The 12438-nt window shown below is 61.5% G+C and carries 16 protein-coding genes and 1 pseudogene; 13 read left to right on the top strand and 4 right to left on the bottom strand.

The features are described 5' to 3' along the window. Both B7G52_RS22125 and B7G52_RS22120 read left to right on the top strand, forming a co-directional pair. A pseudogene (locus tag B7G52_RS22125) lies at positions 1-255 on the top strand (methyl-accepting chemotaxis protein); the annotation flags it as partial. A 91-nt stretch (positions 256-346) separates the two neighbouring features. Next, positions 347-1588, top strand: coding sequence for an ATP-binding protein (locus tag B7G52_RS22120; RefSeq protein WP_096699827.1), 1242 nt, complete (start codon positions 347-349; stop codon positions 1586-1588). A 186-nt stretch (positions 1589-1774) separates the two neighbouring features. Here the strand turns inward: B7G52_RS22120 and B7G52_RS22115 are convergent, their stop codons facing one another. The 3 genes from B7G52_RS22115 to flgA all read right to left on the bottom strand — a co-directional run bounded on the left by B7G52_RS22115 (position 1775) and on the right by flgA (position 3325). Next, entirely contained in the window at positions 1775-2233 is a 459-nt protein-coding gene (locus B7G52_RS22115; RefSeq protein WP_096699826.1) for a flagella synthesis protein FlgN, read from the bottom strand. Next, positions 2230-2526 carry a flagellar biosynthesis anti-sigma factor FlgM gene (gene flgM, locus B7G52_RS22110; RefSeq protein ID WP_096699825.1) on the bottom strand — a complete coding sequence of 99 codons (297 nt, stop codon included), beginning with the start codon at positions 2524-2526 and terminating at the stop codon, positions 2230-2232. The genes B7G52_RS22115 and flgM overlap by 4 nt, the downstream gene beginning before the upstream one ends. Positions 2527-2605: 79 nt before the next feature. Then, complete coding sequence (flgA, locus tag B7G52_RS22105; protein ID WP_240523583.1) at positions 2606-3325, bottom strand: flagellar basal body P-ring formation chaperone FlgA; 720 nt, start codon at positions 3323-3325, stop codon at positions 2606-2608. Between flgA and B7G52_RS22100 the strand changes: the two genes are divergently transcribed. From B7G52_RS22100 to flgJ, 10 genes are all read left to right on the top strand, one after another. Further along, a complete protein-coding gene (locus B7G52_RS22100; protein WP_141397527.1) occupies positions 3324-3533 on the top strand; it encodes a hypothetical protein in 210 nt (69 codons plus the stop codon). The genes flgA and B7G52_RS22100 overlap by 2 nt on opposite strands. Before the next feature lie 109 nt (positions 3534-3642). Beyond that, complete coding sequence (gene flgB, locus B7G52_RS22095; RefSeq protein WP_096699822.1) at positions 3643-4047, top strand: flagellar basal body rod protein FlgB; 405 nt, start codon at positions 3643-3645, stop codon at positions 4045-4047. A gap of 20 nt (positions 4048-4067) precedes the next feature. After that, positions 4068-4484 carry a flagellar basal body rod protein FlgC gene (gene flgC / locus B7G52_RS22090; RefSeq protein ID WP_096699821.1) on the top strand — a complete coding sequence of 139 codons (417 nt, stop codon included), beginning with the start codon at positions 4068-4070 and terminating at the stop codon, positions 4482-4484. 38 nt (positions 4485-4522) lie between these two features. Then, positions 4523-5188, top strand: coding sequence for a flagellar hook assembly protein FlgD (locus B7G52_RS22085; protein ID WP_096699820.1), 666 nt, complete (start codon positions 4523-4525; stop codon positions 5186-5188). A gap of 57 nt (positions 5189-5245) precedes the next feature. Further along, entirely contained in the window at positions 5246-6508 is a 1263-nt protein-coding gene (gene flgE / locus B7G52_RS22080) for a flagellar hook protein FlgE (protein ID WP_096699819.1), read from the top strand. Between the two features lie 66 nt (positions 6509-6574). Next, a complete protein-coding gene (gene flgF / locus B7G52_RS22075; RefSeq protein ID WP_096699818.1) occupies positions 6575-7318 on the top strand; it encodes a flagellar basal-body rod protein FlgF in 744 nt (247 codons plus the stop codon). 70 nt (positions 7319-7388) lie between these two features. Beyond that, on the top strand, positions 7389-8171 hold the full coding sequence (flgG, locus tag B7G52_RS22070) for a flagellar basal-body rod protein FlgG (protein ID WP_096699817.1): 783 nt from the start codon (positions 7389-7391) through the stop codon (positions 8169-8171). Next, a complete protein-coding gene (locus B7G52_RS22065; RefSeq protein ID WP_096699816.1) occupies positions 8171-8869 on the top strand; it encodes a flagellar basal body L-ring protein FlgH in 699 nt (232 codons plus the stop codon). Before flgG ends, B7G52_RS22065 begins: the two co-directional genes overlap by 1 nt. Positions 8870-8871: 2 nt before the next feature. Beyond that, on the top strand, positions 8872-10023 hold the full coding sequence (locus tag B7G52_RS22060) for a flagellar basal body P-ring protein FlgI (RefSeq protein ID WP_096699815.1): 1152 nt from the start codon (positions 8872-8874) through the stop codon (positions 10021-10023). Positions 10024-10063: 40 nt separating this feature from the next. Beyond that, entirely contained in the window at positions 10064-11008 is a 945-nt protein-coding gene (flgJ, locus tag B7G52_RS22055; RefSeq protein WP_096699829.1) for a flagellar assembly peptidoglycan hydrolase FlgJ, read from the top strand. A gap of 119 nt (positions 11009-11127) precedes the next feature. Here flgJ and B7G52_RS23465 read toward each other — a convergent pair whose 3' ends face one another. Next, a complete protein-coding gene (locus tag B7G52_RS23465; RefSeq protein ID WP_141397526.1) occupies positions 11128-11376 on the bottom strand; it encodes a hypothetical protein in 249 nt (82 codons plus the stop codon). Between B7G52_RS23465 and B7G52_RS22050 the strand changes: the two genes are divergently transcribed. After that, positions 11375-12438, top strand: a 1064-nt coding sequence (locus B7G52_RS22050) for a PAS domain-containing protein (protein ID WP_096699828.1), incomplete at its 3' end; no start/stop codon positions are given. The genes B7G52_RS23465 and B7G52_RS22050 overlap by 2 nt on opposite strands.

The following is a 12438-nucleotide window of genomic DNA, read 5'->3' as shown; positions in this document are numbered from 1 at the left end:
CTGGTGGAAGAAGCCGCTGCGGCAGCGTCCTCGCTGCAGGAGCAGGCCAGCGGGCTCAGTCAGGTGGTCAGCGTGTTCCGGCTGGGCAGCGACCAGGTGCAGCACCAGGCTCACCAGGCGCCCGCCCGTCCTGCGAGTCCCAAGGCCAGGCCCATGCAGCCGCCCAAAGCCAGGCAGGCCATTGCTGCGCCGCGCAGGCCTGCTGCACCCGGCGGCGAGCTGGCCACGGCCGGTGGCAGCTTGGGAAATTTTTGAAAACGGTGATGAGGGGGGGGCCGGTCTGCAGGTGTGTTGCCGTATTGTCGGCTGATACATCGGCTTGGCATCAAACCGTATAGGAGTTTTCATGCCCACGAGAAACCAGCGCCAGAAACGAAACGAACTGCCCCTGGACGCCCGTTTTCGGCCGGTGATCCAGGATGGACGCAAGTCCCTGTTTGTGCTGACGCAGGTTCACTCTGCGCAGCAGGGCATCGGTGCTCTTCCTGGGCCGCTGGCCGTTTCGGCTGTTCCTGTCGCGACCCTGCCGCCGCAGGACAGCTTGCTCCGGACGTTGACCGAGGAGGCGCCCCAGGTGATCTGGTACGCCAACGCGCAAGGCGGCCTGGTCTATGCCAATCGCAAGTGGTACGCCCTGGTCGGTGGCAAGCCGGAAGACTGGATGGGCAACAAGTGGCTTCAGGCCGTACATCCGCAGGACCGGGAAGACCTGCGGGAGGCATGGCAGCGCTCACTCCGAAAGCGTGAGAATTATTCGGGTGTTCGGCGCATCCTGTCCCGGGACGGGAGCTATCACACGATGTCGTACAAGGCCAGGCCGGTACTCAGTGAAAAAGGCGACGTGGCCTTCTGGGTAGGCATCGATACGGACATCAGCGAGATCAAGGCGACGGAGGCCGCATTGCGGCTGTCCAACGAGGAATTGTCAGCTTTTTCCTATTCGGTATCCCATGACCTGCGTTCGCCGCTGAGCGCCATCGACGGCTTCAGCCGCCTGCTGGCCAAACAGCTGGGCCCGCAGGCCAGTGATACGGCGCGGCATTACCTCGCCAGGATCGAAGCCGGGGTAGGTCAGATGGGCCGGCTGATCGAAGACCTTCTTTCACTGGCCCAGGTCTCCCGGACCGATTTTTGCAACGAAATCGTTGATCTGAGCCAGCTGGCTGCGCAGGTGCTGGAGCGGCACCTTGGAAGCCCGGATGGGCGAGAAGTGTCTGTAACCATCGCACCTGGCCTGCAGGCCAGGGGTGACGTCCGGCTGATTCGGGTGGTGCTGGAAAACCTGCTTGGAAATGCGTGGAAGTTCACGTCGCAGCGGGTCTCCACCATCATTTCCGTCGGCCAGCTCGCCGATGCCGAGGGAGAGCCCATCTTTTTTGTACGCGACAACGGCGCTGGCTTCGACATGGCACATGCCGACAAGCTGTTCAAGACCTTTCAGCGCCTGCATTCGAGCACAGAGTTTCCGGGGACTGGTGTGGGGCTGGCGACGGTGCACCGCATTGTGGCCCGGCACGGCGGTGAGGTCTGGGCCGATGCAGAGCCCGAAAAAGGCGCCACGTTTTTCTTCACGCTGCCCAACCGGTAGGCATTGCGCCGTACGACGCGGGTCCCGAAAATCCGTCATTGGTGCGCACCGGCCATCCGCTCAGCAGGAAAGATTGCCGGTGCTGCCACATGGGTTGCCGGGCTTGTTCAGGGGTGGTGAATGGGCGCCGCAGCGCCTGGGACATGGCGGGGATGAAAAATGCCCGCGCGTCAGGAAGGGGCTGTCTCAGCCGACTGCAAACCGGCTACCGCTGCTGGAGCCTGTCTTGTGCGTGCCATCCGGTCCGTATAGCGGCTGGCCACTGGCTTTCAGGAAGTTGATGGACTGCCGTGTGTAGTCCAGATGGGTGTGAATCATCACCCCATTTCGGTGATTGCACTCATGGGCCTGCGCTGCGCGCGCCAGCAGATTGCTCCACGCAGTTTGGAGGGCCTCTCCCCCGGCCAGTGCAGCGGCATCACAACCATTGCGTCCCGGGGCGTAGCCCAGCGCCTGCTGCTCCATCTCACGCTGGCGACCGATCAGGGCGATTTGGTCGGCCAGTTGTGACTTGCGCTCGGCAAGACCGGGCAGACGTTTGAATTCGCCATCAGTCATGGCGTCAAATTCCTGGGCGAGCAATTCGAGAAATTTGCCGATGGCGGCATGTTCACGAACGAGAAGGTCGACCAGCGGGGCGCTCATGGCGCTTTTTCTCCCAGGAGATCACGCACCGACCGGAGCAGGCCGTCGGCTATTTTGGCGGTGTCGACATGGTAGCGGCCGGCACTGATGTCTTCGCGGATTTTGCCCACACGGGCCGCGTCGAAGTCTCCGTTGGTCGAGGGCAGTAACGGCGTCGCTGCGACCGGACGGGCCTGGGCCGCCTCTGCCGGCATGCCTGACACCGCACGGTTCGGCTTGACGCCTTCCCTCGCGGGCACAGCCGAGGAGTCGGCTGCATTTTTCAGGAAGGTGACGTTTTGATTGATTTTCATGATGTTTTCCTCAGGGGATCTCACCGGTATAACGGCTGACCAGCCCGAAACTTGAGGGAATGACTGCAATTTAACAGGATCAATTGGTTCGTTCCACCATTCCGTCCGGGCCGACGATGCCGCTGATCAGTGTGCCGCCCTGCATTTTGACCTGAATCAGGGCGCCCACGGCCCCGCTGGTCATGGCTTTTCCCTCGGCGCTCACCACAAAGCCTGCTCCCTGGGTGCGTACGCGAATGGTCTGCCCCCTTTGTACTGCCACGGCGTCTCGAAGCAACTCCCGCCGCAAGGGCGCACCCGATGCGATCTGGTTCAGGGCGGTTGCGCCGTTGAACTGCGACGGGTCGACGATCACGCTGCGGGGAAGGGTGGTGAGGTCGCCTTCGCGTGCAGTGGCATCAGCAAGTGTCAAGACATGGCCCGCAGGAATGGGTTGAACCGCGACATAGTAGACGGACCGGACCGCGATATAGACCGGCACAAAGCGGGTCCAAGGCTGATCCGAATGGCAGCGCACCCCGACCGACAGGCGCCCCCACAAGCGGGCACCACCGGGCAGGAAGGGCTCGGGTGAGTCACATGCCGGCAGCGCACCCGAAATCGGCGTATCCATGGTGATGCCTACCTTGCCGGGCAGGCCTGCCGTCTGGCGCAACAGGAATTGCTCGATCACGGGGCGTGCGTTGCCCGACAGGGGTACCGGCTGCGACGTCGCGCTGCGGGCCTGCAAGGGCAGGCTACCAAAGGTGACAAGGGTGACAAGTCCAAGTGCCAAGACTTTGTGCATGGGCATCTTCATGAAATCCCTCAATGGAGTGGCATCAATGGCCACCCGCGCGCTCGGCGCCCGGGCAGTTGCAGAAATTTTAGGAGCCTGGACGACGAGGCCAAGGGTCGAACTGCGCAGCAATCCGGATGCTGTTTGGTCGATTGAAATCATCGGTCCCGGCATGCAATTCATGAAAGCGGAATGTTGGACGCCGACGCTGCGGCAAGAGTTGAATTGAACCTTGAAACGCCGTCTGTTCAGGTGATTGCGCAAGCTGGGTCTCCCTACAATTATTTTCATCAAAGCCGGCTGCGCCGTCAGAGGCGTCACTTGAAACGAGGGGAAAAATGATAGACAAACTGGATTCAGCACTGCGCTTCCATCAAGAGGCGCTCAGCCTGCGGGCGCGGCGGCAGGAAGTGCTGTCGTCCAATATTGCGAACGCCGACACGCCCAATTTCAAGGCGCGTGATTTCGACTTCGGGAGCAGGCTGGCGGAAGCGGTTGAACGCGGCAGGCAGCCCATGTCCATGTCGATGTCCACCACGTCGTCCCGCCATCTGTCCGGGGAAGCGCATGCGGCAGGCGAGAGTGACTTGATGTACCGCACGCCGAATCAGACAAGCCTCGATGGCAACACCGTCGAGATGGATGTCGAGAGGGTCAATTTTGCCGACAACGCCATGCGTTACGAAGCCAACCTGACCATTCTGGGTTCCAAAATCAAATCGCTGTTGTCAGCGGTTCAGTAACAACCAGGCGGAGCCCGTTCATGCCGTTTCCAAACCGTTCACTCAGCATCTTCGATATCGCCGGTTCAGCCATGACTGCGCAATCGCAGCGCATGAACACCACCGCCAGCAACATGGCCAACGCGGACAGCGTCGCCGGACCGGATGGCCAGCCTTACCGGGCCCGTCAGGTTGTGTTCGAAATGTCGCCTGGGGCTGGCCAGGGCATAGGCGGTGTCAGGGTGGCGCGCGTCATCGAAGATCCCTCGCCGTTGCGCATGGTGCATGACCCCAAGAATCCACATGCGAACGCCGAAGGTTACGTGGCCATGCCCAACGTCAACGTGGTCGAGGAAATGGTCAACATGATCTCGGCTTCGCGTTCCTACCAGGCCAATGTCGAGGTTCTCAATACTGCCAAGACATTGATGCTCAAAACACTGACGGTGGGCCAGTAAGGCCGTCGGCGGCCATTTCCATTTTCGGAGAATTTCTCATGACTGTTTCTGCAATCACCTCCACTGACGGCGCCAGCGCGGCCGGCGCACTGTCATCAAAGACAGTTTCAAGCGCCGATGGAGAGCAGCGTTTTCTCAAGCTGCTTGTCACTCAGCTGAACAATCAGGACCCCCTGAATCCTCTGGACAACGCCGAACTGACCTCGCAGCTGGCACAGATGAGTACGGTCAGCGGAATTGAAAAACTCAATACAGCCTTCCAGTCCCTGCTGGCCCAAAGCGGCTCCAGCCAGGTCCTGCAGTCGGCTTCCCTGATCGGTCGTTCCGTGCTCGTGCCCGGAACCGGGCTGGCGCTGGAGCAGGGCGCTGCCGTGCCGTTTGCCGTCGAGCTGCCGCAGGGCGCTGATTCGGTGAAAGTCACCGTCACCGACGCGGCCGGCAACACCGTTCGCAGTTTCGATCTGGGTGCCTTGCCGCAAGGGGTCAAGACACTCTCCTGGGACGGCAAGTCAGATGGCGGGGTGCAGTTGGCAGACGGTGCCTACACCGTCAACGTGGCGGCCTACTCCGGGGATTCCAGGATGGCGGCGACCGCGCTGACCTATGCCGGCGTCGCCAGTGTGTCGCAGGGCAGCAATGGCGTTGCGCTTGATCTCGGGGCTGGTCGCAAGGCCGCGCTCAGTGAAGTTCGCCTGATTCTCTGAGCCTGACCGACTGGCGGCAGTCTCGATTTACAAGTCAATTCAACAGAAGGAAATACCATGGGTTTCGCACAAGGTGTAAGCGCTCTGAACGCCTCCGCAGCCAATCTCGACGTCATCGGCAACAACATTGCCAATGCCGGAACGATAGGCTTCAAATCCGGGGGCGTGCAGTTCGCGGATGTGTATGCTGGTTCGAAGATTGGTCTGGGCACCCAAGTGGCCAGCGTTGCGCAGAATTTCACGTCCGGCTCGGTGCAAACCAGCTCCCGTGCACTCGATGTGGCCATCAGTGACGGCGACGGTTTTTTCCGTCTCGCGAGCCCGGAAGGGGAGATAGCCTATTCGCGCAACGGCCAGTTCGACATGGACAAGAATGGCTACATTGTCAACACGGCCGGTTTGCAGCTCACCGGTTATGCCGTGGGGGCCAACGGTAACCTTGCGGGCGGCACCCCGGCCCCCCTGCAAATGCCAACGGCCGCCATGGCGCCGAAGGCGACCGGGTCCGTGACGGGGATCACCGCACAGTTCAATCTTGATTCGCGCAGCACCGCCCCGACGGCTGCATTCGACGCCACGGATTCAAGCACCTACAACTATGCCAATTCGGTGACGATTTATGACTCGCTGGGGAATCCCCATGAGTTGGCCACCTTCTTTGCAAAACAAGCTGCCCCGGTCAACACCTGGAATGTTCATGCGACCGTCGATGGGAAGCCGCTGGATAACGGTGGTGTGCTGCCAGCTGTGGCCAATGGCACGGCGATCGGCAGCTTGACCTTTGACAGCAACGGCATTCTGGATACGGCCATCGTGGGTAACGGTGTCCTTGGTTTCAAGACGCCCGGCTTTGCCTTGGGCAACGGCTCAGCGCCGATGACGTTCGATATGAACGTCGCGGGCACCACCCAATTCGGCAACGCCAATGACGTCAGAAAGTTGACGCAGGACGGCTATGCGTCTGGCACGCTGACCTCCCTGGCCATTGAACCAGATGGAACCATCACCGGAAAATACAGCAACGAGCAGTCCAACACGCTTGGGCAGATCGTCCTGTCTTCCTTTGTGAATCCGAACGGACTGCAGTCCAAGGGTGACAACGTCTGGGCCGAAACCGCTGCCTCAGGGCAGCCGTTGACGGGCACACCGGGCGCCGGCACCAAGCTGGGCGCCCTGGTGTCGGGGGCTCTGGAGGGCTCCAATGTGGACCTGACCTCCGAACTGGTCAACCTGATCATTGCCCAGCGCACCTACCAGGCCAATGCCCAGACCGTCAAGACGCAAGACCAGGTGATGCAGACCCTGATGAACATGCGTTGATGACCCCATGACCGCCGGCAAGACGGTCTCTGGCGTCAACAAAATCAGGACAACCAAGGAAGCAATATGGACCGGATGATCTATGTCGGCATGACGGGTGCCAAGCAGGCCATGGAGCAACAGGCTGCGGTGGCCAACAACATGGCCAATGTGTCGACGCCCGGTTTCCGCGCGCAGATCAACAACTACCGTGCAGTCCCTGTCGTCGGCGACGAGATGGCGACCCGTGCCATGGTGGTTGCCACGACCCCTGGCGCCGATATGCGTTCCGGGCCGCTGATGCAAACAGGCCGCCCGCTGGACGTTGCCATACGCGGCGATGGCTGGCTGACCGTACAGACGCCGGACGGCGGAGAAGCTTACACCCGCGTCGGCAACCTTCAAGTGGGTGCCGACGGTCAGTTGATGACCATGGATGCCAGGCCGGTGTTGGGCGAGTCTGGCCCGATGGTTGTGCCTCCGGGCTCATCGCTGGTGGTGGCAGACGATGGCGTGGTGACAGCGCTGGGCGCCGGTGATCCGGCCGTGGGTGCCGCGGAAGTGGGACGCCTGAAGCTGGTCAACCCGGCCGTCGATGCGCTGGTGCGTGGCGACGATGGCCTGTTTCGCATGCAGGCCGGCACGGCCGCCCCCCAAGCCGACCCCGGCGTGCGTTTGCTGTCCGGCACGCTGGAGGGAAGCAACGTTAACGCAGTGGAGGCCATGGTCGACATGATTGCCAACGCACGACGCTTTGAGATGCAAATGAAGACGCTGCAGACAGCCGAAAGCAACGACCAGCAGGCCAACAAGCTGCTGGGCAACGGCTGATTCGCCGCCCACCCCTTGTCGCCCGATCTGACTTGAACACGGCCCCGGCCATCCCCCAGGAGTTTTCCCCATGATTCGTTCCCTTTCCATTGCCAAAACAGGTCTTGATGCCCAGCAGATGCAGCTCGACGTCGTTGCCAACAACCTGGCCAACGTGGGCACCACGGGTTTCAAGCGCAGCCGCGCCGTGTTTGAAGACTTGATGTATCAGAACCTGCGCCAGACCGGCGGCCAGACCTCGGACCAGACGCGCATGCCCTCCGGCCTGCAACTGGGTACAGGCGTTCGGGTGGTGGCCACCGAGCGTATTCATACACAAGGCAATCCGACGAAGACCGAGAACCCGAAAGATGTGGCCATCAATGGTGATGGCTTCTTTCAGGTATTGATGCCGGACGGCACGACGGCCTACACGCGCGACGGTTCATTTCAGTCCGACCAGAGTGGACAACTGGTCACCGCCAGCGGTTTTCCTGTGCAGCCGGCCATTACCCTGCCGCAGAACACCACCAGCATGACCATTGGTCGCGATGGCACGGTGTCGGTCACCCAGGCCGGCAGCACGGCCAATGTGCAGATTGGCCAGATCCAGCTGGCGACCTTTCTCAACGCCGCGGGTCTGCAAAGCAAGGGTGAAAACCTCTATGTGGCGACGGATGCCTCCGGTGGCGCCAACGAGACCGCACCGGGCCAGAACGGCGCCGGCATTCTCAACCAGGGCTATGTGGAATCGTCGAACGTCAACGTCGTCGAGGAGCTGGTCAACATGATCCAGACCCAGCGTGCGTATGAAATCAACAGCAAGGCTGTCCAGACCTCTGACCAGATGCTTGCGCGCCTGGCGCAGCTGTGATGCACGGGTTGCCGCAGAGCTGCTGGCGCACAGGCGGCTGGATATTGGCCGTCGCGGGGTTGCTGGGCGGCTGTGCGCAGATTCCGCGCGAGCCGCTGGTGCATCAGCCCATGAGCTCGCGTGCTGATGCGCAGGTGCGCCCCGCTGCGCCGGTCAATGGTGCGATCTACCGGACTGGTTTCGGCGCGCAGGCCCTGTTTGAAGACAGGCGGCCGCGTTACGTGGGCGACATCCTGACCATCCTGGTCAGTGAGAACGTCAATGCGAGCAAAAACTCGGCGGCCAATGCCAGCCGCAGCGGAAGTGCCAGCACCGAGCTGAGCCTGATTCCGAAAATTTTCAGCGGCCTGATCTCCAGTGCACAGGATGCCACTGCAGGCGGAAAAAACATACTGAGTGCCAAGGGTGGAGCCAATGCCACGAACACCTTCAACGGCGTGATCACGGTCACGGTGGTTGAAGTTCTCCCCAATGGCAACCTGATTGTCAGCGGTGAAAAGCAGATGCTGATCAACCAGGGCACGGAGTTCATCCGTTTCTCGGGCGTGGTCAACCCGCGCACCGTCAGCGCGAACAACACCGTCCCTTCCACCCAGGTCGCCGACGCGCGCATGGAATACAGCGCCAAAGGGTATATCGACGAAGCCCAAACCATGGGCTGGCTCCAGCGCCTCTTCCTCAACGTGCTGCCGTTCTGATCATGAACACGACACCCACTTCGCTTCAGCCTCGGGGGAGAATGCGCTCGGCGCTGACGTCCTGCCTGAAACTTTGCCTGCTTCTGTCTGCCTTGGTCGGGCTGCCATCGCAGGCGGAGCGCCTGAAGGATCTCGCAAGCATCCAGGGCGTGCGCGACAACCCGCTGATCGGTTACGGCCTGATGGTCGGCCTCGATGGCAGCGGCGACCAGACCATGCAGACACCCTTCACCACGCAAAGCCTGAACAACATGCTGGGGCAGCTCGGCGTGACGGTGCCGCCCGGAACCAACATGCAGCTGAAAAATGTGGCCGCCGTGATGGTCACTGCATCCCTGCCGCCCTTTGTGCGGCCCGGACAGACCATCGACATCACGGTGTCATCCCTGGGCAACGCCAAAAGCCTGCGCGGCGGGACCTTGCTGATGACGCCGTTGAAGGGCTCGGATGGGCAGGTCTATGCGCTCGCCCAGGGCAACATGGTGATCGGCGGCGCTGGCGCCTCGGCCAATGGCAGCCAGGTCAAGATCAACCAACTCAGCTCCGGCCGCATTCCAGCGGGCGCGATTGTGGAGCGGGCTGTGGAGTCGTCACTCGGCGGGGACGGCACCGTGATGCTGGAGTTGACGACCAGCGATTTCGGCACGGCGCAGAAGGCGGTGGACGCCATCAACCGGAGTTTTGGCCCCGGGACGGCCCATGCGCTTGACGCCCGGGTGATCCAGGTCAACGCACCGCCCCGGCCTGAAGACCGCGTCGGGTTCCTCGCCCGCATCGAGAACATCGATGTTGCGCCTTCACAGGCGATCGCGAAAGTGGTTATCAATGCGCGTACCGGCTCGGTTGTGATGAACCAGACCGTCCGGATCAATGACTGCGCCGTGGCGCACGGCAATCTGTCGGTGGTGATCAACACCGAACCGGTCATCAGCCAGCCCGGACCGCTCTCGGGCGGCAGCACGGTGGCGACCCAGCGCTCGCAGGTCGAAGTCAGCCAGGCGGGTGGCGCGCTGCAGATCGTGCGTGGTGGTGCCTCGCTGGCGGACGTGATCAAGGGACTCAACACGCTGGGCGCCAATCCGCAGGATCTGGTGTCCATTTTGCAGGCCATGAAGGCCGTCGGCGCCTTGCGGGCCGAACTTGAGATCATTTGAGGTTGACATGAATAGCGCCGGTTTTGCCAATCTCAACAGCATGAATTCCCCTGCCGCAGGCGTGCTCGACCAGCGTTTATCGCTGGATGTTCAGGGTGTCGATGCCTTGCGGCGCACGGTGCGCAGCTCGCCGCAGGAAGGCATGAAACAGGCCTCCAAGCAATTTGAAGTGATGTTCATGCAGATGGTGCTCAAGAGCATGCGCGAAGCCACGCCGTCGGACAGCATGTTTGGCAGCCAGCAGGAAAAGATGTACACATCGATGCTGGATCAGCAACTGGCACAAAACCTGTCCGGCCGGGGGCTGGGCTTGGCAGAGGCCATGTTTGCGCAGCTCAACCGGACTGCCGGCGGGGCTGATGTGCCGCCCGCCGCATTGCCCGCCGACAAGCAGCCCGGTATGCCTGGCGCCGCGGTGTCCAGGGCGCCGCAGCCTGTGGCTTCTGCCGTCGCACCGGTCGTCCGGACACCGGACCTCTCCTTGTACGAGACCGCCACGGCCCAAGCGACCCTGAGCAGGAGTGCCCTGCCGCAGGCGCACGTTGAGCAATTTGTCTCGCGCATGCTGCCTGCGGCGCAGCGCGCCAGCGAGGCCACGGGTGTTCCGGCACAACTGATCATGGCGCAGGCAGCGCTGGAGTCCGGCTGGGGACGCCGCGAGATCCGCGCGGAGGACGGCCAGACCAGCTACAACGTGTTCGGCATCAAGGCTGACAAGAGCTGGAAGGGGCCAGTGGTCGAAACCATGACCACCGAATACGTCAACGGGGTTGCGCAAAAGGGCCGGGCCAGCTTTCGGGCCTACGGCTCTTATGACGAAGCGTTTTCCGACTATGCGCGTTTCCTGGTGACGAACCCGCGTTACGCCAATGTGCTCTCCACGCAGGATCCGGCTGAAGCGGCGCATGGTCTGCAGCGTGCAGGTTATGCGACCGATCCCCAATACGGCGGGAAACTGGTCCGCATCATGAGGCAGATGTCCTGAGACCGCGGATGGCCCGGGTGAGCACCGTTGAACGAGGCAGGAGGTATTCGACGGTTTTGTTTTTGAAAACTAAAGTTTTTTCTTGTTGTGGTCGTTAATACAAATAGCCGCATTTGTTGTCATTGTTTTGAAGCGCTTACGGAAGCGCTGCCCACCTGATTGAGGAGTCCCCATGCAAGCCAACCCAACCCAACCGCTGTAGCGGTGATGACCCCGTGGTTTTCGCTGCGGCGATCCTGGTTGCTATCGCCAGGCGCATGGCTGGCGACGCCATGGGGCATGTCGCGATGCCCGTGTCGTGAAAATTGATTTGCGGGTGCACCTTTTGTAAGTTGACCATCAATTCCTGATGAAAGAAGGCTGAACATGAGAACTAATCACCCCGTTACGCAGCGCGAATATCAGTTTTCGGAGAGTGTGACGCTGATGTCCACCACCGATACACAAAGCCATATTACTTACGCCAACTCGGCGTTCATTGAAGTCAGCGGTTTCAGTCGTGAAGAGATCATGGGCCAGCCACATAACATGGTCCGGCACCCGGACATGCCCGCCCAGGCTTTCGCTGACATGTGGGCTACCTTGAAAGCGGGGCAATCCTGGACTGCACTGGTCAAGAATCGGAGAAAGAACGGAGACCACTATTGGGTGCGCGCGAACGCCACCCCTATTCTTCGCGGTGGTGTGGTGACGGGCTATATGTCGGTGCGCAGCAAACCCGAGGCGCGGGAAGTGAGCGCAGTTGACGACTTGTACCGGCGATTCCGTGAGGGAGGCGCGCGCGGCCTGGCATTTCACAAAGGCGTCATTGTCCGGACTGGATTGATGGGGTGGACCTCGCTGTTTCAGGTGATGCCGGTACGCTGGCGCATCCGGCTGGCCGCAGCACTGATGATGGTGATTCCGTTGGTTGCCGCGTTGGTGACTGGGGTGTCCGGTGCGTCTCTGATTGGGGTGGCCGTGGGTCTGCTTGTTGGCGCCCTGCTCTGTACCGTGATGCTGGAAGTGCAGGTGGCTTCCCCGCTGGCAGCCGTTCTGGAACAAGCTCAGAGCGTTGCCAGCGGCCAACCTGGCCGCAACATCAGTCTGAATCGGGTAGACGAAATCGGCATGTTGTTGCGCGCCGTAAACCAGGCCGGTTTGAACTTGCAGTCCCTGGTGGATGATGTGGGCGGGCGCACACTGAGTGTGACCACTGCCAGCGCCGAAATCGCCGCCGGCAACCACGACCTGTCGTCCCGGACCGAAGAGCAGGCCAGCTCCCTGGAAGAGACCGCCGCGTCGATGGAAGAGCTGACCAGTACCGTCAAACAAAACGCCGACAACGCCCGCCAGGCCAACCAGCTGGCCGTGACGGCCTCCAGCGTCGCGGTCAGGGGCGGCAGCGTGGTGTCCCAGGTGGTCGACACCATGGGCGCGATCAACGCGTC

The sequence above is a fragment of the Polaromonas sp. AER18D-145 genome (assembly GCF_002379095.1).
Lineage (GTDB): Bacteria > Pseudomonadota > Gammaproteobacteria > Burkholderiales > Burkholderiaceae_C > Polaromonas.
This window is presented reverse-complemented; position numbering and strand designations above follow the sequence as displayed.

What these genes read in the sequence shown, in the direction of transcription:
- B7G52_RS22120 (WP_096699827.1), top strand. Translation starts at nt 347, where the DNA reads ATGCCCACGAGAAACCAGCGCCAGAAACGAAACGAACTGCCCCTGGAC.
- B7G52_RS22115 (WP_096699826.1), bottom strand. Translation starts at nt 2,233, where the DNA reads ATGAGCGCCCCGCTGGTCGACCTTCTCGTTCGTGAACATGCCGCCATC.
- flgM (WP_096699825.1), bottom strand. Translation starts at nt 2,526, where the DNA reads ATGAAAATCAATCAAAACGTCACCTTCCTGAAAAATGCAGCCGACTCC.
- B7G52_RS22100 (WP_141397527.1), top strand. Translation starts at nt 3,324, where the DNA reads ATGAAATCCCTCAATGGAGTGGCATCAATGGCCACCCGCGCGCTCGGC.
- flgA (WP_240523583.1), bottom strand. Translation starts at nt 3,325, where the DNA reads ATGAAGATGCCCATGCACAAAGTCTTGGCACTTGGACTTGTCACCCTT.
- flgB (WP_096699822.1), top strand. Translation starts at nt 3,643, where the DNA reads ATGATAGACAAACTGGATTCAGCACTGCGCTTCCATCAAGAGGCGCTC.
- flgC (WP_096699821.1), top strand. Translation starts at nt 4,068, where the DNA reads ATGCCGTTTCCAAACCGTTCACTCAGCATCTTCGATATCGCCGGTTCA.
- B7G52_RS22085 (WP_096699820.1), top strand. Translation starts at nt 4,523, where the DNA reads ATGACTGTTTCTGCAATCACCTCCACTGACGGCGCCAGCGCGGCCGGC.
- flgE (WP_096699819.1), top strand. Translation starts at nt 5,246, where the DNA reads ATGGGTTTCGCACAAGGTGTAAGCGCTCTGAACGCCTCCGCAGCCAAT.
- flgF (WP_096699818.1), top strand. Translation starts at nt 6,575, where the DNA reads ATGGACCGGATGATCTATGTCGGCATGACGGGTGCCAAGCAGGCCATG.
- flgG (WP_096699817.1), top strand. Translation starts at nt 7,389, where the DNA reads ATGATTCGTTCCCTTTCCATTGCCAAAACAGGTCTTGATGCCCAGCAG.
- B7G52_RS22065 (WP_096699816.1), top strand. Translation starts at nt 8,171, where the DNA reads ATGCACGGGTTGCCGCAGAGCTGCTGGCGCACAGGCGGCTGGATATTG.
- B7G52_RS22060 (WP_096699815.1), top strand. Translation starts at nt 8,872, where the DNA reads ATGAACACGACACCCACTTCGCTTCAGCCTCGGGGGAGAATGCGCTCG.
- flgJ (WP_096699829.1), top strand. Translation starts at nt 10,064, where the DNA reads ATGAATTCCCCTGCCGCAGGCGTGCTCGACCAGCGTTTATCGCTGGAT.
- B7G52_RS23465 (WP_141397526.1), bottom strand. Translation starts at nt 11,376, where the DNA reads ATGTTCAGCCTTCTTTCATCAGGAATTGATGGTCAACTTACAAAAGGT.